Source organism: Meridianimarinicoccus roseus, from assembly GCF_003172915.1.
In the GTDB taxonomy this organism is placed as follows: Bacteria; Pseudomonadota; Alphaproteobacteria; order Rhodobacterales; family Rhodobacteraceae; genus Meridianimarinicoccus; species Meridianimarinicoccus roseus.
Map to the genome: position 1 here is coordinate 59,330 of NZ_QGKU01000029.1, position 17,571 is coordinate 76,900.

A 17,571-nucleotide genomic window follows, 5' to 3' on the forward strand; every position below is an offset into this window, starting at 1 on the left:
CCCCGGCCTTCGCCTGTCCGCCGGACCGGGCAGGCCCGAATTCCAGACCCCGGCCACGCCGCCGGGCAGACGAAGGACCGCGACCCGTGACCCATATCCTCGCCATCGACCAGGGCACCACCTCCAGCCGCGCGATCCTGTTCGACGCGGACATGCGCATCACCGCCACCGCGCAGGAGGAGTTCGCCCAGCACTATCCCGACAGCGGCTGGGTGGAACACGACCCGCTCGACCTGTGGTCGACCACCGCGGGCACCTGCCGCGAAGTGATCGAACGGGCCGGGATCGCGCCGCGCGACATCGCCGCCATCGGCATCACCAACCAGCGCGAGACGACGGTGGTGTGGGACAAAGCCACCGGCAAGCCGGTGCACAACGCGATCGTGTGGCAGGACCGGCGCACCGCCGATTTCTGCCGCACCATGCGCGAGGCCGGGCACGAGAAGACGATCACCGAAAAGACCGGCCTGCTGATGGACCCGTATTTCTCGGCGACCAAGCTTAAATGGATCCTCGACAACGTGGACGGCGCGCGCGAACGCGCGCAGCGGGGCGAGCTGCTGTTCGGGACCGTGGACACCTGGCTGATCTGGCGCATGACCGGTGGGGCCAGCCACGTGACCGATGCGACGAACGCGTGCCGCACGATGCTTTACGATATTCACAAGGGGGCCTGGTCCTCGACGATCTGCAAGCTGCTCGATATCCCGATGCAGATGCTGCCCGAGGTGCGTGACTGCGCCAGCGACTTCGGCGAGACGCGGCCGGATCTGTTCGGCCACGCGGTGCCGATCCTCGGTGTCGCGGGCGATCAGCAGGCGGCCACGCTGGGGCAGGCCTGTTTCGGCGAGGGAATGCTGAAGTCGACCTACGGGACCGGATGCTTCGCGCTGCTGAACACCGGGGCTGTGCCGGTGCGGTCGGAGAACCGGCTGCTGACGACGGTCGCCTACCAGTTCGACGGCACACCGACCTACGCGCTGGAAGGGTCAATCTTCATCGCCGGCGCGGTGGTGCAGTGGTTGCGCGACGGGCTGAAGATCATCCGCGAGGCGAAGGAAACGCAGCCGCTGGCGGAAACCGCCGACCCGGCGCAGCAGGTGGTGCTGGTGCCGGCCTTCACCGGGCTGGGGGCGCCCTACTGGAACGCGGAATGCCGCGGGGCGATCTACGGGTTGACGCGCAATTCCGGCCCTGCGGAATTCGCGCGCGCGGCGCTGGAAAGCGTCGGCTACCAGACCCGCGACTTGCTGGAGGCGATGGCGGCGGACTGGCAGGCCTCCGGTGCGGGAGACGTACTGCGGGTGGATGGCGGGATGTCCGCGTCGGACTGGGCGATGCAGTTCCTGGCCGATATCCTCGGCGCACCGGTGGACCGGCCCGAGATCACCGAGACGACGGCGCTTGGGGCGGCATGGCTGGCGGGGATGCGCGCCGGGATCTATCCCGATGCCGAAGGCTTCGCCGGAAACTGGCGGCTGGAGCGGCGGTTCGAGCCGCGCTTCAGCGAGGCCGACCGCGACGCGCGCTACGCACGCTGGAAAGCGGCCGTGCAGGCGACGATGACAGTCTGAACGCGGCAGGGCAGGGGGGGGCTCCCGCCCGTCTTCGACATCTGCCGATGTCTCATCCCGTTGGGCCCGGCCGCGCGCGTGCCGCGCGCGGCGGTGGCGCCGGATCGGGGTCGTGGGCTCCTTGCCTGTCATGACGGGTCCCACGGATCGCGTGGCCGGTTTCCCGTTCTGGCGGGCGCTGTGAGGCGGCCCGCGACTTTTCCAGACTGTCCTGCCAGCGTCATGTCCCAGCTGGAGCGGCGCTGGCTTCGGGCATCTGGCGCTGTCCCGCTCCATCACCGCGCGCCAAGCGTCGGCAAAGCCGTTCCGCAGCGCCGATGCTCCGTCCGCACCGCCGCCGAGAAGCCGCCTCGCGCGCAGTTCGGCACTTCAGTCGACCCGGGCCTGTCCGCCCTGCCTTCGCGCCGACCCGATCATGCGCACCGGCATCGGCGACGCCCGCATTTCACCGGACCCGTGCCATGTGCCGCGCGCGCGCCGCCGTGATCACTCCCGACCCGGGGGCGTCCGGACAGCACCGCGACCTCCTTGCACCCGCAGTGGCCCCCACGCAGGGTGGCCGCAGCATCATCGGAGGATTCCATGCGCATTCTGTTCACCGGCGGCACCGGCAAGGCCGGCCGCCATGTCATCCCGGACCTGCTTTCCCGCGGACACGAGGTGGTCAATATCGACCTTGCTCCGCTCGACCTGCCCGGCGTGCCGACCCTGATCGCCGACATCACCGACAGCGGCCAGATGTTCCAGGTGCTCACCTCGCACGGGACGCTCGCGGATCTGGAGGCAGGCACCGGCCCGCGCCCCTTCGACGCCGTCGTCCACTTCGCCGCCATTCCGCGCATCCTGATCCGCCCCGACGGCGAAACCTTCCGCGTCAACACCCAGGGCACCTATAACGTGCTCGAGGCCGCCACCAAGCTCGGCATCGGCAAGATCGTCATCGCCTCGTCCGAAACCACCTACGGCATCTGCTTCAATGACGGCCCGTTGGACCCGCCCCACCTGCCCATCACCGAGGACACGCCCACCGACCCGATGGACAGCTACGGCCTCTCCAAGGTCTGCAACGAGGCCACGGCCCGCGCCTTCCAGCGCCGCAGCGGCGCCGACATCTGCGCCCTGCGCATCGGCAACGTGATCGAGCCGCACGAGTACGAAACCCTCTTCCCGTCCTTCTTCGCCGACCCGGACCAGCGCCTGCGCAACGCGTTCTGCTACATCGACGCGCGCGACCTTGGCCAGATCGTCCACCTGTGCCTGACGACACCGGGCCTTGGCTACCAGGTGTTCAACGCCGGAAATGACGGCAACTCGGTCGCGCTCACCACGCCCGAGATCATCGCGCGCTACTACCCGAACGTGCCGCTGACCCGCCCGATGGGCGAGAGCGAGGCGATCTATTCCAACGCGAAGATCCGCGAGGTGCTCGGCTTTGTGGAAGAGCATCCCTGGACCCGCTACGTCGCGGACCCCCGCGCCTAGGCCGCCGCGCCCGGCGGCGTGAACGCCGCCCGCGCCGCCGCCGCCACGGGCCTCATCGCGCAGCCCTCCGCGTGCTCGTTCACCAGCCCCATCGCCTGAAGGAAGGCGTGCACCGTCGTCGGCCCGACAAAGCGCCAGCCGCGCCGCTTCAGTTCGGCCGACAGCGCGACCGACGCGGGCGAGGTCGCGCGCACCGGCGCGGCGGGCCGGTCTTCCTGCGGCTCGAAGGACCACACGAACGCCGCGAAAGACCCTTCCTCGGCCACCAGCGCGCGGCAGCGCACGGCATTGTTGATGACCGCGGCGATCTTGCCCCGGTGCCGCACGATGCCCGCATCCGCCATCAGCCGCGCCACGTCGGTATCGTCGAACCGCGCCACCGCGTCGAAGTCGAACCCGGCGAAGGCTGTGCGGAAATTCTCCCGCTTGGCGAGGATCGTGCGCCAGCTCAGCCCGGATTGGAAACTCTCAAGGCAGATCTTCTCGAACAGCCGCCGGTCGTCCGCCACCGGGAAGCCCCACTCGGCGTCGTGATAGGCGAAGAACTCCGGCGCGGCGGCGCACCAGCCGCAGCGCGGTCGGCCGTCCGGGCCGGGCACCGTGCCGTTCATCCGGTGATCTCGAACCCGTCCGTGCTGGGCGGCGGGGCGGGGGCGGTGGTCACGCTGTCCACGCGGGCGGCCTGCGGGCCGTCATGCAGCGCGGCGAGCATGGCCTGAACCGCCGCGCCGGGTCCATGCAGCAGCGCGGTGACCGATCCGTCCGCCTCGTTCCGAACCCAGCCGCTCAGACCCCGCGCGCGCGCCTCCGATTGCGTCCAGGCGCGGAAGAAAACGCCCTGCACCCTGCCGGTGATCGTTGCTGTCACTGTCATCTCGTCCATGTACCCAGCCTGCCAGAGCGCCCCGCGCCGGTCCACCCCACCGCGCGGGGGAAGGTCAGCGCAACCGGCCCCAGATGAACGCTCCGGTGATGCGGTGGTCCAGCGCTTCTGAGAAAGGTGCCAAGTGCGCTGGCTGCGGTGTTGCACCAAGGGCCGCGACCGGCCCGAGGGTGGGGGCGGTGAAACCGCGCCCGCCCTGGGGGGCGGGTCGGGCGCGGCCCGGCGTATCCGCCGGGCGGGTCATGCTTCGTCAAATGGGTCGGGGAAATGCGGCGGGGGCGGAGGAAATCGCTCCTGGCCAGCTTCGGGCTTGATAATGCTCTCATAGCACGTGCTCAGCCCGGCTTGGACGTTCTCGACCGATGATCCAAGAAGAACGGTCGCGCCAAGAAGCAGACCACCCCAAAGAGTTTTCGACGTAATCAACTCCGCGCTGCGCTCGCCCAAGCGACCGTAAAACGCATCGTGGAACAGCCGCCGTTTGTCGGGATCGCCGGTCGCCTTGTCCGCGTGTGCCGCCTGCAACCGACGGTTCAGGTACGAAATCGTCCTGGCCATCAGCGGCAATATCCGCATCAGTGCGGCTTCCTTCTCGGTCATCGGCGCATCGCCGTCGGCGGTTTCGGCGATCTGATGCAGGATGACCGGCAGGTTCTCCAGCGGCTGCAGGCAGTCCGGCAACTGGTTGCATACCTCCCGCCGATACTCGTCCACGGCGCGGTCGATCAGTTCGCGCAAGCCGTTTGCCTGCAGCACCGTGATTTGCGGACGAAGCAAAAGCACCTGCGCCTGCGCGCGCGCCGCTTCGGGCGGAATGGGCGCGAACTGGTTCTCGATCTCCGCAACCCGCTTGGCCACCTCTGCCGGTCCGGCCTGCCACACACCGTCCGGGATCAGCGCCACATCGCGTTGCAGCGCCCAGTCCATCGGCTGGCCGTCGAACATGCCGCGATACCAGCGAGCCCAGAAATCCCACTTGGCCGGGTCGGCATCGAGGAACCGCAGCAGCGAGGTGCGGCCCTTGGCCAGTCCTTCCGGTTCGTCGACGCTGCGCCAGACAGGTTCATTGAACAGGAGTTCCGGCGATTCGGCTGCCTCGACGCTAGCCACTGCATCCTGGTTGAAAGCAGAGAAGGCGTCGGGGACGGCGCGGGAGCCGACAGAGATGACGGGCGTCGGATTTGGATCAGAGGCCTCCAGGGTCACGGCACTACTGATCGCACGAGTGATGCTCTTGGTGGGGTTCATTCCTGCTGCGACGCGGGCTGCGTAATGCGAAATGGCTCCGGCGGACATTGCGGGGCGTGCACCAGAGAAATCTGCATTAACGGCACGGCGTGCGGCGCTGCGGAGCCTGCTTTCTTGAGCAACCGGCGATGTGGCGCTTGCGCCAGCTACAAGAACCGCGCGGAACACGACCAAGACGAGACGCTCGCTTGTTTCGCCATCCGCAGCTCCCAATGCGGCGAGGCCGCGCAGCGCAATTCGCGCCGCCATCGCCACGCAGACCTGTTTCGGCTGCATCTCCAGCCAAGCCCGTGCGCCTTTTTCGTCCGTGATTTCGACCATCGCCCGCCCTGCCTTCCGCGCCCACGCTAGGCGCAGGGGGCGCGTGGGCGCAAGCTGGCGCATCGGTCCCGGCACGGGTCGCGCAGGGTGGGCAAGGTGGGTTTTCCCCGACCGCACCCCTGCCGTGCCTGCCGTCGCACGCCTCGCTCCCCGCGCGGCCCGTGTCTTCGCCGTCCGGCTTCGGTCAGCCACGGTGCCGCTTCGGAATCATATGAAAGTCATATGGAATTCATATGCGAGTCCTACGGGCCTCGAGCGGGAGGCGCCCACCGCCTTTATGCGCTTTGCACGGCCATTGACTGCCCCGCGAAACAGCCGCATATCCCCCTGCATGACCGATCTCGCACATATCCGGAACTTCTCCATCGTCGCCCATATCGACCACGGGAAATCCACCCTGGCCGACCGGCTGATCCAGCTCACCGGCACCGTCGCCGAACGCGACATGCAGGAGCAACTCCTTGATTCCATGGATATCGAGCGGGAACGCGGGATCACGATCAAGGCCAACACCGTGCGGATCGAGTATCCGGCGAAGGACGGGCACACCTACGTGCTGAACCTGATCGACACGCCGGGCCATGTGGATTTCGGCTACGAGGTGTCGCGATCGATGCAGGCCGTGGAAGGCTCGCTTCTGGTGGTGGACGCGTCCCAGGGGGTGGAGGCGCAGACCCTCGCCAATGTTTACCAAGCCATTGAAGCGGATCATGAAATTGTCCCCGTTCTGAACAAGGTGGACCTGCCGGCCGCCGATCCCGACCGCGTCCGCGAACAGATAGAGGACGTCATCGGCATCGAGGCGCATGACGCGGTGGAGATCTCGGCCAAGACCGGCATCGGGATTCCGGACGTTCTGGAAGCTATCGTCACCCGGCTGCCGCCGCCCCGCACAGGTGACCGCGACGCGCCGCTGAAAGCGATGCTGGTGGATAGCAAGTACGACAGCTATCTCGGGGTCATCGTGATCGTCCGGATCATCGACGGCGTTCTGAAGAAGGGCGACCGCATCCGCATGATGAAAACGGGCGGCACCTACGACGTGGACGACGTGGGTATCTACCGCCCCGCCATGACCGCCGTGAAGGAGCTTGGCCCGGGCGAGATCGGCTATCTGAACGCGTCGATCAAGCAGGTCCGCGACACCCGCGTCGGCGACACGATCACCCACGAAAAGAAGCCCTGCGCCACGGCGCTGCCGGGCTTCAAGCCCTCCGTCCCAGTTGTGTTCTGCGGCCTTTTCCCTGTGGACAGTTCCGAGTTCGAGGACATGCGTTCGGCCATCGAGAAGCTGGCGCTGAACGACGCCTCCTTCAGTTTCGAGATGGAAACCTCCGCCGCGCTCGGCTTCGGGTTCCGCTGCGGCTTCCTGGGCCTGCTGCACCTGGAGGTGATCCGTGACCGGATCGAACGGGAATACGATATCGAGCTGATCACCACGGCACCGTCGGTCGTCTACCACCTTCACATGAAGGATGGCGAGATGAAGGAGTTGCACAACCCCGCCGACATGCCCGACATGACCTATGTCGACCATATCGAAGAGCCACGCATCAAGGCGACGATCCTCGTGCCGGACGAATACCTCGGCGACGTGCTGAAGCTCTGCCAGGAACGGCGCGGCATCCAGCTTGACCTGACATATGCCGGCAGCCGCGCGATGGCGGTGTACGACCTGCCGCTGAACGAGGTGGTGTTCGACTTCTACGACCGGCTGAAATCGGTGACCAAGGGCTATGCGTCCTTCGATTACCAGATGGAAGGCTACCGCGAGGACGCGCTGGTCAAGATGCAGATCCTCGTCAATGATGAACCCGTGGACGCGCTGTCGATGATGGTGCACCGGGACAGGGCCGAACAGCGCGGGCGCGCCATGTGCGAGAAGCTGAAGGAGCTGATTCCGCGCCACATGTTCAAGATCCCGATCCAGGCGGCGATCGGCGGGCGGGTGATCGCGCGCGAGACGCTGAGCGCGATGCGTAAGGACGTGACGGCCAAGTGCTATGGGGGCGACGCGACCCGCAAGCGCAAGCTGTTGGACAAGCAAAAGGCCGGCAAGAAGAAGATGCGCCAGTTCGGCAAGGTCGAGATCCCGCAGCAGGCGTTCATCTCGGCACTGAAAATGGACAGCTGACAGACAGGGCGAACCTTCGGTTCGCCCTTTACGTGTCGAATCGCACGGAGCTCGTCGTGCAGCAGGGTTAACTTCCCTTCAGATAAGGGAGGACCCCATGCAAGATATCCTCGAAGCGTCCATGCTCATCGCCTTCTCGCTTGGCTGGTACATGTCCGTCATCAAGATGCTGCGCACCGGTGTCGCCGCCGGCAAGAGCAAGCTATGCGTCTCTATGGTCTGCTTCGGCTACTGCGCCGGGGTGGCCGCCAAGCTCTTTGAATGGAGCGTCACCGGCGCTCTGAACCCGCTGATCTGGCTCTATGCCTGGAACTTCGCGGTCACCGGCTTCGACCTTTTTCTTGTGTTTTACCTCGGCCGCAAGGCCGGTCGGGCGGATTTCTGCGCGGCCACATGAACCCGGCGCTCTCCTCGCCGCAGGGGCGGGCGCCGCGACTGGCCGACCGAGGAACAGGAAGGACACTCCATGCAACAGACCTATGAAGCCGCCATGCTCATCAGCTTTTCCGTCAGCTGGTATTGGTCGATCGCCAAAATGGTCCGCACCGGGCAGGCAGCGGGAAAAAGCGCCTTCTTCGTGGTGCTGATCTGCTGCGGCTACATCGCAGGTGTCGCCTCCAAGCTGGAGGTATGGCAGGCGACCGGCATTCTCAGCCCGCTGATATGGCTCTACCTTTGGAACCTGGTCGTAACCGGCATCGACCTTGTTCTCGTGCTGGTTCTGACGCGCCGCGCACAGGCACGTATCGCCTGAACCGCTTGCTCAGCAAACCGGGTCGGGATTTCCACTATTTCGGATCGCGCGTGGGGATTGCCGACTTGGCGCACGCGATCTCGTCACACTACCTTCGTGACACGCCCTGGCGCCACGAGTCGCGAAGTAGGGCCGCCCGCCGCCGCGCCTTGCGCAGCGCGGCAAAATCCGGAGCCAACATGCCTGAACTCATAGTCGAACACTGCCAGCAGATGCGGTCCAACCTGTGCTGGGCCACCTGCGGCGACATGCTGACGGCGCATTACGGTGTGCGCCAGTCGCAGATTGCCTTCGCCAATGCGGGGGTGGCGCTGCTGGGGCTGGAGAACGCCAACTGCAAGGCAACGGCCCATGATATCGGACGGCTGATCAACCGGATGGTACCGGGTCTGCGCATGGCTTGGACCGCGGAGAACGCGGCCAGCATGACTTTTGCGCAGGTGCGCGATCATATCGACAACCGCCGCCTGATCATCGGGTTCCGCAATGCCCATGCCACGCTGATCGTCGGCTACGACCAGGTGGACGGGAAGCCCGCACTGATCCTGCATGATCCGGCCCATGCTCCGGGTGCGCACGGAGCGCAAGGGCCGATCTTCTTCGACACCTATCGGCAGGGCTGGGTCGCGTCGGCCTGGGTGACGTCCTGGGCCAACGCGCAGGCGTTGGATCCACTGGGCGTGGAGTGACCCTGCCACACCATCGCGGCGCGGGTATCTGACGGCGGTTCAGGGCCCGGATCAGGTCCGGGTCTGCCCGTGACATGGGCCTGCACGCCGACCGCCCATGTGGCGTATGCGTCGTCTATTCCGCCGCGAGTCCGTGGAGCGTGTCGAGTCGCAGGAACCGTTGTGCGGCCTCTCCGGCGAGGTAGCTCAGCCGTCCGCCTGCGATGGTTGCTTCGACCAGCCGCGACTTCGCGTTCACGATGGTCACATCCGCGCGCTTGCCCGGCGCGATAACGCCGCGGTCGGGCAGGCGCGCGATCCGCGCGGGCAGTTCCGACACCAGCCGCCAGGCGCGTTCCAGTGGAAGCACGCCCTGCTCCACCAGCCGGAACACTGCGGGCACCAGCGATGCGCCGTGGTGCCCCGACACCAGCGCGTCGCAGAGCCCGGCCTGCACCAGCGCGGCGACGCGCGGCCCGGGCCGACCGGCGGCCGGGTGCAGCACGTCATCCGCGCAGGCCAGCACCGGGTCGCCCACGGCGCGTGCGGCTGCGGCCACGCGGGCGGTGCCGGGGTTCAGGCACAGGCGCGCCCCGATCATGGAATGGTGTTCGCGCACCTCTGCCGTAGCGTCGCCATCCGACCCGTAGAGGATGCCCGCCGCGTCGAAGACCTCGGCCAACCGGCACAGGCCGCGCGGCACCGACGGTGCGTTGGGCAGCACCGCGTCGAGCGCGGCCGACAGGGAGTCCGCAGTGCCGCCATTGGCCCAGGCCCAGCGTTGGAACGCTTCCGGGTCGCTGGCACGCAGGTCACGGATCTGCAGCGCGCGGTTGCTGAAGATCACCTGGCGCACACAGTTGCCCTTCACAAGGTCGAGCAGGGCGTCCTGCGTGTCGGTCATCAGCGCTTCGCAGGCGATTTGAAGGTGCAGGTCTGTCAGCGCCTCGGTCCGGTGCGCGCTGAGCCGACGGGCGAAGTCGATGGCCGCCTCGGGCGCGACGCCTTCGCGTTCCCACGACCATGGCACGGCAAGGCTGCGGGTGGTCACGCCATGCGCTGCCGCCTCTCTGTCGATGCGCGGGAGCCCGTTGCCCGTGCTGTCAAGGTTCTGGCGAAACCCTGCCGAATGCAGATCGACCATCCCCGGCAGCACGTAGTACCCCGGCAGGTCGATCGCCGGATAGGGGCCGGTGGTGAACCTGCCCTGCGCCAGTGCGATGGACCTCTGCTGCAGCTGGCCATCGCGCAGGCACAGGGCACCGGTCAGGCGCAGAGGGGGCAGGTAGGCTGGCATGAACACTCCGTCTTGCAGGTTTGTTGTGGATAAGTCCCAACTGTGTCCAGCATGTGACACGGGACTATTGAAATCATGAAAGAATGCGGAAACGCCCCGTCATTGGCGCTGGACCGCGACCGGCCCCGTGCCTAGCGTCGGGGAAGGCAGGAACGGGGGCAGGCATGGCGGGCAGGGCGATCACGGTGGCGCAGCAAAAGGGCGGGTCCGGCAAGACGACGCTGGCGGTGAACCTTGCGATCGCGCTGCTGGGCCGGGGGCATACGGTGGCGGTGCTGGACACCGATCCGCAAGGCTCGCTCGGGCGCTGGTTCATGGCGCGCCGCGCCGCGATGGACGATCCGGGGCTGGAGTTCGCCACCGCCAGCGCTTGGGGGGTCGGCTATGAATGCGAGAAGCTGAAGAAACACCACGATTTCGTCATCATCGACACGCCGCCGAAGATCGACAGCGACTTGCGCCCGGCGCTGAGAGAGAGCGCCCTTGTGCTGGTGCCTGTGGCGACGAGCCATGTGGACCTCTGGGCGACGGAGTCGGTCCTTGAATTGACCCAGCGGGTGGGCTGTCCGGTGCTGATGGTGCTCAACCGCGCGTCGAGCCGGGCCAAGCTGACGGCGGAGGTGAGTGGCGCGCTGGACGGTCTGGATGCGCCGCGGGCCCGCACCGCACTGTCGAGCCGCGTGATCTATGCCGAGGTGATGGGCGAGGGGACCGGCGTGACAGAACGCGCCCCGCGCGGGCCTGCGGCCGTGGAAGTGCAGGCGCTTCTGGACGAGATCGGCGGCGTCTTGGACGGCTGACTAGCGTCAGCCCCGACCCCAACCGATCCGGGCCCAGACCCGCTCGTGCAGCACGTAGAACAACAGCCCGCTCAGCGCGCCGGTCACCGCGATCGACCCGCCCGCACCTACCGACCCGGTGACGACGAAGCCAATCGCGGTCATCACGACCAGACCCAGGGCCTGCCATGTCAGGGCTTTCACAACGGTGCGCTTGGGGCTTTCCATCGGCGGGCTCGCGCTTGTCAGGGGTGTTCGGTTGCTCGCCTGTCTAGTCCGACTGGTGTTCGGGGGGAATTTCGTATTTGGTCCGCTTTGTGACATCATTGATGATGAAATGCCCCGGATGGTGAGGAAAATGCACAAACAGGATCGGGCAGCGCTGTTCCGCACCAGACTTTCCGACGTCATGCAGCGCGACGGCGTGACGCGCAGTGCGCTTGCGCGGCGTGTGGGTGCCGACAGATCCACGATCGCGCAGGTGCTTCAGGACGGCGCGGTGCGGCTGCCGGGAGGACAGCTTGTGGCCGAGTTGGCCGAGGCGCTGGGGGTCAGCGCGGACTGGCTTCTGGGGCTGACGGACCGGCCCGAACGACCGGGCGATGTGCTGGCCGCCGCTCTGACCCTGACCGGGGCCGAACGCAGCACGGCGGATGCCCAGATCGTCGCATGGCACGCCGAAGCACGAGGCTACAAGATTCGCCACGTGCCTGCCACTCTACCTGACCTTCTGAAGACCGAAGCGGTGCTGCGGTGGGAATACGCAGCGGCGGATGCGCAGACCGCGGACCGCGCGGTCGAGGTCGCTGCGGGACTGCTGGGCTGGCTGAACGAGGCGGGCAGCGATTACGAGATCGCCTTGCCGCTGGGCGAATTGCGGGCCTTCGCGCAAGGCGCCGGGTATTACGAGGGGTTGCCGCTGGAGGTGCGACGCGCGCAGCTCGATCACATGGCGGAGCAGTGTGAAGCGCTTTTCCCGGCGCTTCGGCTGTTCCTGTTCGATGCGCGGCAGGTGTTCAGTGCGCCGGTCAGCGTGTTCGGGCCGCTGCTGGCGGTGATCTATGTCGGGCGGTTCCACATCGCTTTTCGTGAGGGCGTGCGGCTGCGCCGTCTGACCGAACATTTCGACTGGCTTGTGCGCGAAGCGGTTGTTGATGCCCGTGACGCGGCGCGAACCCTGCGCGAGATGTCCGCCGCTCTGCCGCGGACGACATCGCATGAAAAAGGGGCCTGACCGGCCCCTTGAGTGCTGTCCGGCGTTTGGTGTGGCTCAGGCGAGCGACAGGTTTACCGCGCTCGACCGTCCGTCGCGGCCGGCTTCGATGTCGAAGGTTACTTTCTGGTTGTCAGCGAGACCGGTCAAGCCGGACCGCTCAACAGCAGAGATGTGCACGAACACGTCCTTGCCACCCTCATCGGGTGCAATGAACCCATAGCCCTTGGTAGTGTTGAACCATTTCACGGTGCCAGTTGCCATCGTGAAGTCTCCTGTCAGTTGTCTGCCCGCGGGAGTGCGGCAGCGTGGCGCCTGTCAGCGGATCGATAGAACTGACGGCACGGGGCGCGAGACAGGGATCGAGAACGGCAACGGTCGCATCCTCAAAATTACAGTGATTCCCGTGTTTTTCAAGCATTCGGCACAGAAATCACGGGATCGTAGGGGGGCGCGGCGGTTGAAACGGCGTCTCATTGGGCACAGGTCGGTGGCATGCCCGGCGTTTCTGCCGGGTGTTCCGGAAACCCTGAAGGAGATTTCATGCCCTATTCCAAAGCGTTCGCCGCCGCCGCCGGTCTGTCCCTCGCACTTGCGGGCGGGGTTGCCCCGTTTGCCGCGCTGGCGCAAGAGAGCGCGCAGGCCGAAGCTGCGGATCGCTACGACGACGCGACGCTCGAACGGTTCGTTCTGGCCGCGCTTGAAGTCGGTGCAGTGCGCCAAGCCTATGTGCCGCGCGTGCAGGGCGCCGCGAATGAGGAGGAGGCGCGCGCCATCGCGGAAGACGCCCGTTCCGAGATGCAGGCCGCCGTCGAGCAGGTCGATGGCATGAGCGTCGACACCTACGTGGAAATTGGTGAAGCGGCGACCGACGACGAGGCCCTGGCCGCGCGCATCACCGAGATCGCTCAGCGCGTGCAGCAAGGCGCGGCACCGCAGAACCGATGATAGCGCGCCGGTGTTACGACCGGAACATGCAAAAGGGGGCGTGCGAAATCGCGCGCCCCCTTCGTCTGTCTGGGCTCCGGCAGGGCCGGAGGAACCGGCTCAGGCCAGTTCGATGTTCGCTGCGCTTTCGCGGCCGTCACGGCCTGCTTCGACGTCGAACGTCACTTTCTGGTTGTCGGCGAGGCCGGTGAGACCAGCACGCTCAACTGCCGAAATGTGAACGAAGACGTCCTTGCCACCAGTTTCAGGTGCAATGAAGCCGAAGCCTTTTGTTGAGTTGAACCACTTTACGGTGCCCTTGGCCATATCCGTAATCTCCAGTCTGGTTGCCACCCGCAGTATGCGATGGCCCGGCGTAGTAGGTCTGAAATCGAGACTGAGCGCCGGATGAGGGAGACAGTGGGTCGAGATAGAATAACGTCGCGAGTTCCCTATGACAGGTTTTCGGGCCTGTAGCAAACGCGAATATCGCGACGGGTGCTTCGGCGCGGGATCCAACGTTCTCAGGGACAGGTTTGCGGGCGAGTTGAAACGCGAGTCGCGCGAAACTATATTCAAAAAAATGAATACCAATATAGGTGGTCACGTGACACGCCGTGAACTTCTCTGTCTTGATTGTGGCCAGGTCAACCGGCTCCCGCCCGACCGGCCTACGGCGGTCGCGCAATGCGGTGGGTGCGGGCAGTTACTGGCGCCGGCCGCGGTGCAGGAGACGACGCCGGACCGGCTTGCCGCCGCTCTGCGCACGGACATGTTGCCGCTGATTGTGGAGTTCTGGGCTCCGTGGTGCGGGCCTTGTGCCAAAATGGACGCGGAACTGCAGGTCGTGGCCAACCGCTTTCAAGGCGACATGCGCTTCGCAAAACTGAATGCCGAGGCGCATCCCGGCGCGTGTGCCCGATATGGCGTGCAGGCGATGCCGACCCTAGTGTTGTTCCGGGATGGGCGCGAACAGGCCCGTCACATCGGCGTTCAGCCGTCCGTCCTGATCGCCGAATGGGTCGTGGGCAGCGCTGCGCGGAGCACCTGATCAAGACGTGGACGAAAGGGAAGAGGCAATGACACTTGCGGACGTGACCACCTTCTTCGGCTGGATGACCGCCGTGAATATCGCCATCTACCTGCTCGCGGTGCTGGCGATCGTCGGGGCGCGCGGACCGATGGCCGCGATGCACGAACGGCTCTTGGGTGTCCCGCGCGCGGACTGGCCGCGCATCTACGTGGACTATCTGGCGCGCTACAAGATCGCCATCGTGATGCTCAACCTCGTGCCGTGGCTGGCGCTTCTGATGCTGGGCTGATCCGCATGGACACTGCGCGCGTCGCCGCCTAGCCTGCCCCGGCATGCAGAGAAGGGGCCGCAATGGGACCGATGGCGACGGGGATATTGATGGGCGTGGCGGGCACTGCCGCGATGGATGCCTGGGCGCAGGGCCTGTATCGCCTCGGCCTTCAGGACCGGCCGGACTGGGCAATGCCCGGCCGCTGGCTGGGCCACCTCGCGCGGGGCCGGGTGTTCCACGATGACATCGCCGCCGCTGGACCCGTCGGCGGCGAGAACGGCCTGGGCTGGGCGCTCCACTACGGTGTCGGGGTTGCCTATGGCGTGGCCTTTGCGGTTCTGGCCGGGGCTGGCTGGCTGGCTGCGCCGACCTTTCTGCCGGTCTGGGCCTTTGCGCTGGCCACCATTGCCGCCGGATGGTTCCTGCTGATGCCGGGCATGGGCCTTGGCTGGGCAGGTGCGCGGCTGGACCGGCCCTGGCTGGCGCGCGGGATGGGCCTTCTTGCGCATACCGCATTCGGGCTTGGCATGTGGGTCGCGGCGCTGGCGGTTGCCTGAACGCGCTCAGCGCGGGATATCGAAGTCCGGCGGGGCGAGCGTGAAGCCTTCGAAGCGGAACGCGGGCGAGACGGTGCAACCGACAAGGCTCCAGCCGCCGGTGGTTTCCGCCGCCTGCCAGTGATGCGCGGGGACAATGCCCTGCGGGCGATGCCCCGCCGCGATGTCGGGTCCCAGCATCTGGGAGTCCACCGGCCCGCGTTCGGTCGCGGCGACGTGCAGCTTGAGCGGCGCGCCGGCGTGGAAATGCCAGATCTCCACCGCGTCGACTGTGTGCCAGTGCGACCGTTCCCCCGCCTTCAGCAAGAAATAGATCGCCGTGCCCGCAGGGCGTTCACCCGGTGCGGCGTCGGCCACCCAGGTCTGCCGGTAATGCCCGCCCTCGGGATGCGGGGCGAGGTTCAGCGCGGCGATGATGTCGGCGGCGGTCTGTTTGCTGGTCATGCCGCCACGATGACGCGTGCCCTCGCGGGGCGCAAGGGCAGGTGGGGTGCGCGGAGTTTTCGGGAGGTCCAGGGCGGGCCGGTGGAGTTTTTCCCCGCCCTAAGCTTGCTCAACTCCTCGGACGAATGAGAGGCTACCGCCCAAATTTCTTGTACTTGATCCGCTTCGGCTCCAGCGCATCGGGCCCGAGGCGGCGTTTCTTGTCCTCTTCGTAGTCCGCGAAGTTGCCCTCGAACCACTCCACATGCGCGTCGCCTTCGAAGGCAAGGATATGCGTGCAGATGCGGTCGAGGAAGAACCGGTCGTGGGAGATCACCACGGCGCAACCCGCGAAATCGACCAATGCGTCTTCCAGCGCGCGGAGCGTTTCGACGTCCAGGTCGTTGGTCGGTTCGTCGAGCAGCAGCACGTTGCCGCCCTCGCGCAGCAGGCGGGCCATGTGGACGCGGTTGCGTTCGCCGCCCGACAGGAGGCCGACCTTCTTCTGCTGGTCGCCGCCCTTGAAGTTGAAGGCGGAGCAATAGGCCCGCGCGTTCACCTCGGCATCGCCCAGCTTGATGATGTCCTGCCCGTCGGCGATCGCTTCCCAGACATTGGCGTTCGCGTCCAGATCGTCGCGGGACTGATCTACATAGGCCAGCTTTACCGTCTCGCCATAGGTCACGCTGCCTTCGTCGGGCTGTTCCTGCCCGGTGAGCATGCGGAACAGCGTTGTCTTGCCCGCGCCGTTGGGGCCGATCACGCCGACGATGCCGCCGGGGGGCAGGGAGAAGGTCAGATCCTCGATCAGCAGCTTGTCGCCCATCGCCTTTTTCAGCCCCTCCGCCTCGATCACCTTTGCGCCGAGGCGCGGACCGTTGGGGATGATGATCTGCGCGCGCGACAGCTTCTCGCGTTCGGACTGGTTGGCCAGTTCGTTATAGGCGTTGATCCGGGCCTTCTGCTTGGCCTGCCGCGCCTTCTGACCCTGCCGCATCCATTCCAGTTCGCGCTCCAGCGTCTGCTGGCGGGACTTGTCCTCGCGCGCTTCTTGGCTGAGGCGCTTGGCCTTCTGTTCCAGCCAGGCCGAGTAGTTGCCTTCGTAGGGGATGCCGCGCCCGCGGTCCAACTCGAGGATCCAGCCGGTGATGTCGTCGAGGAAATAGCGGTCGTGGGTGACGATCAGGATGGTGCCCTTGTAGGCGATCAGGTGCTGTTGCAGCCAGGCGATGGTTTCGGCATCGAGGTGGTTGGTCGGTTCGTCCAGCAGCAGCATGTCGGGCGCTTCGAGCAGCAGCTTGCACAGCGCGACCCGGCGCTTTTCGCCGCCCGACAGGGTGGTCACGTCGGCATCGTCGGGCGGGCAGCGCAGCGCCTCCATCGAAACGTCGACCTGCGCGTCCAGATCCCACAGGTTCTCGCTGTCGATCTCGTCCTGAAGCTGCGCCATCTCGTCGGCGGTTTCGTCGGAGTAGTTCATCGCCAGTTCGTTGAAGCGGTCGAGCTTGGCCTGCTTGGCCGCGACCCCCAGCATCACGTTGCCGCGCACGTCCAGTGCCGGATCAAGCTCGGGCTCCTGCGGCAGGTAGCCGACATGCGCGCCCTTGGCCGCCCAAGCCTCTCCGGTGAAGTCGGTGTCCTGGCCCGCCATGATCCGCATCAGCGTCGACTTGCCCGATCCGTTGACCCCGACGACGCCGATCTTCACGCCGGGCAGGAAGGACAGGCGGATATTCTCGAAGCATTTCTTGCCGCCGGGATAGGTCTTCGACACTCCATCCATGTGATAGACGTATTGATAGGCTGCCATTGTGCGATCCTCCTGCGGTTTCGCGCAGAGGTAGCCGAGCCGCGCACGAAGGGCAATTGCCAGACCGCCCCGCCGCCACGGTGTTTTTCGCCGTATGCGCGCTAGCGCACAGAGCAGCCCGAGAATGCCCGCCATCATTTGAATGTGATATCGGGCCAAGGCGCGCGCGAGCCGCCGCCGTAGGCCAGCACGAAGGG

The 17,571-nt window shown here is 66.3% G+C and carries 21 protein-coding genes; 12 read left to right on the plus strand and 9 right to left on the minus strand.

The window, feature by feature from the left end; genetic code table 11:
- The first annotated feature begins 86 nt into the window (after positions 1–86).
- Together glpK and DKT77_RS07280 are read left to right on the plus strand one after the other, a co-directional pair.
- Complete coding sequence (gene glpK, locus DKT77_RS07275) at positions 87–1,574, plus strand: glycerol kinase GlpK (protein WP_109811051.1); 1,488 nt, start codon at positions 87–89, stop codon at positions 1,572–1,574.
- A 582-nt stretch (positions 1,575–2,156) separates the two neighbouring features.
- Positions 2,157–3,056, plus strand: coding sequence for an NAD-dependent epimerase/dehydratase family protein (locus tag DKT77_RS07280; protein ID WP_109811052.1), 900 nt, complete (start codon positions 2,157–2,159; stop codon positions 3,054–3,056).
- On the opposite strand, the gene DKT77_RS07285 is transcribed toward DKT77_RS07280, so the two are convergent.
- The 3 genes from DKT77_RS07285 to DKT77_RS07295 all read right to left on the minus strand — a co-directional run bounded on the left by DKT77_RS07285 (position 3,053) and on the right by DKT77_RS07295 (position 5,508).
- On the minus strand, positions 3,053–3,667 hold the full coding sequence (locus DKT77_RS07285) for a DNA-3-methyladenine glycosylase I (protein WP_109811053.1): 615 nt from the start codon (positions 3,665–3,667) through the stop codon (positions 3,053–3,055). The two genes, DKT77_RS07280 and DKT77_RS07285, sit on opposite strands and share 4 nt — an antisense overlap.
- Positions 3,664–3,939 carry an acylphosphatase gene (locus DKT77_RS07290; protein ID WP_109811054.1) on the minus strand — a complete coding sequence of 92 codons (276 nt, stop codon included), beginning with the start codon at positions 3,937–3,939 and terminating at the stop codon, positions 3,664–3,666. The genes DKT77_RS07285 and DKT77_RS07290 overlap by 4 nt, the downstream gene beginning before the upstream one ends.
- 240 nt (positions 3,940–4,179) lie before the next feature.
- Positions 4,180–5,508 (minus strand): hypothetical protein, encoded by a 1,329-nt coding sequence (locus DKT77_RS07295; protein ID WP_109811055.1) that lies wholly within the window; start codon positions 5,506–5,508, stop codon positions 4,180–4,182.
- Positions 5,509–5,839: 331 nt separating this feature from the next.
- On the opposite strand from DKT77_RS07295, the gene lepA reads away from it, so the two are divergent.
- The 4 genes from lepA (at position 5,840) to DKT77_RS20910 (ending at position 9,085) form a co-directional block, all read left to right on the plus strand.
- A complete protein-coding gene (gene lepA, locus DKT77_RS07300) occupies positions 5,840–7,642 on the plus strand; it encodes a translation elongation factor 4 (RefSeq protein WP_109811056.1) in 1,803 nt (600 codons plus the stop codon).
- Between the two features lie 97 nt (positions 7,643–7,739).
- Complete coding sequence (locus tag DKT77_RS07305; protein WP_109811057.1) at positions 7,740–8,039, plus strand: hypothetical protein; 300 nt, start codon at positions 7,740–7,742, stop codon at positions 8,037–8,039.
- Between the two features lie 69 nt (positions 8,040–8,108).
- Positions 8,109–8,396, plus strand: coding sequence for a hypothetical protein (locus DKT77_RS20905; RefSeq protein WP_238547737.1), 288 nt, complete (start codon positions 8,109–8,111; stop codon positions 8,394–8,396).
- A gap of 179 nt (positions 8,397–8,575) precedes the next feature.
- Positions 8,576–9,085 (plus strand): papain-like cysteine protease family protein, encoded by a 510-nt coding sequence (locus DKT77_RS20910; protein ID WP_238547738.1) that lies wholly within the window; start codon positions 8,576–8,578, stop codon positions 9,083–9,085.
- A 115-nt stretch (positions 9,086–9,200) separates the two neighbouring features.
- Here DKT77_RS20910 and DKT77_RS07315 read toward each other — a convergent pair whose 3' ends face one another.
- Positions 9,201–10,361 carry an amidohydrolase family protein gene (locus DKT77_RS07315; RefSeq protein ID WP_109811059.1) on the minus strand — a complete coding sequence of 387 codons (1,161 nt, stop codon included), beginning with the start codon at positions 10,359–10,361 and terminating at the stop codon, positions 9,201–9,203.
- Between the two features lie 164 nt (positions 10,362–10,525).
- On the opposite strand from DKT77_RS07315, the gene parA reads away from it, so the two are divergent.
- Positions 10,526–11,161: a ParA family partition ATPase gene (gene parA, locus DKT77_RS07320; RefSeq protein ID WP_109811060.1), complete on the plus strand. Its 636-nt coding sequence runs from the start codon at positions 10,526–10,528 to the stop codon at positions 11,159–11,161.
- Between the two features lie 6 nt (positions 11,162–11,167).
- Here parA and DKT77_RS07325 read toward each other — a convergent pair whose 3' ends face one another.
- Positions 11,168–11,368 carry a DUF2061 domain-containing protein gene (locus tag DKT77_RS07325; RefSeq protein WP_109811061.1) on the minus strand — a complete coding sequence of 67 codons (201 nt, stop codon included), beginning with the start codon at positions 11,366–11,368 and terminating at the stop codon, positions 11,168–11,170.
- A 130-nt stretch (positions 11,369–11,498) separates the two neighbouring features.
- On the opposite strand from DKT77_RS07325, the gene DKT77_RS07330 reads away from it, so the two are divergent.
- On the plus strand, positions 11,499–12,374 hold the full coding sequence (locus DKT77_RS07330) for a helix-turn-helix domain-containing protein (protein WP_109811062.1): 876 nt from the start codon (positions 11,499–11,501) through the stop codon (positions 12,372–12,374).
- A gap of 36 nt (positions 12,375–12,410) precedes the next feature.
- Here DKT77_RS07330 and DKT77_RS07335 read toward each other — a convergent pair whose 3' ends face one another.
- On the minus strand, positions 12,411–12,617 hold the full coding sequence (locus tag DKT77_RS07335; protein ID WP_109811063.1) for a cold-shock protein: 207 nt from the start codon (positions 12,615–12,617) through the stop codon (positions 12,411–12,413).
- Between the two features lie 279 nt (positions 12,618–12,896).
- On the opposite strand from DKT77_RS07335, the gene DKT77_RS07340 reads away from it, so the two are divergent.
- A complete protein-coding gene (locus DKT77_RS07340; RefSeq protein ID WP_238547739.1) occupies positions 12,897–13,301 on the plus strand; it encodes a DUF4168 domain-containing protein in 405 nt (134 codons plus the stop codon).
- A gap of 99 nt (positions 13,302–13,400) precedes the next feature.
- On the opposite strand, the gene DKT77_RS07345 is transcribed toward DKT77_RS07340, so the two are convergent.
- Positions 13,401–13,607, minus strand: coding sequence for a cold-shock protein (locus DKT77_RS07345; RefSeq protein ID WP_109811065.1), 207 nt, complete (start codon positions 13,605–13,607; stop codon positions 13,401–13,403).
- 220 nt (positions 13,608–13,827) lie between these two features.
- On the opposite strand from DKT77_RS07345, the gene DKT77_RS07350 reads away from it, so the two are divergent.
- The 3 genes from DKT77_RS07350 to DKT77_RS07360 all read left to right on the plus strand — a co-directional run bounded on the left by DKT77_RS07350 (position 13,828) and on the right by DKT77_RS07360 (position 15,141).
- The gene (locus tag DKT77_RS07350; protein WP_238547740.1) at positions 13,828–14,331 is read left to right on the plus strand and encodes a thioredoxin family protein; all 504 of its coding nucleotides are present in this window, start codon (positions 13,828–13,830) and stop codon (positions 14,329–14,331) included.
- 28 nt (positions 14,332–14,359) lie between these two features.
- The gene (locus DKT77_RS07355) at positions 14,360–14,602 is read left to right on the plus strand and encodes a DUF6868 family protein (RefSeq protein WP_109811067.1); all 243 of its coding nucleotides are present in this window, start codon (positions 14,360–14,362) and stop codon (positions 14,600–14,602) included.
- A 62-nt stretch (positions 14,603–14,664) separates the two neighbouring features.
- A complete protein-coding gene (locus tag DKT77_RS07360) occupies positions 14,665–15,141 on the plus strand; it encodes a DUF2938 family protein (protein WP_109811068.1) in 477 nt (158 codons plus the stop codon).
- A 6-nt stretch (positions 15,142–15,147) separates the two neighbouring features.
- Here DKT77_RS07360 and DKT77_RS07365 read toward each other — a convergent pair whose 3' ends face one another.
- Complete coding sequence (locus tag DKT77_RS07365) at positions 15,148–15,585, minus strand: cupin domain-containing protein (protein WP_109811069.1); 438 nt, start codon at positions 15,583–15,585, stop codon at positions 15,148–15,150.
- Between the two features lie 133 nt (positions 15,586–15,718).
- Positions 15,719–17,374 carry an energy-dependent translational throttle protein EttA gene (gene ettA / locus DKT77_RS07370; protein ID WP_109811070.1) on the minus strand — a complete coding sequence of 552 codons (1,656 nt, stop codon included), beginning with the start codon at positions 17,372–17,374 and terminating at the stop codon, positions 15,719–15,721.
- Positions 17,375–17,571 lie beyond the last annotated feature (197 nt).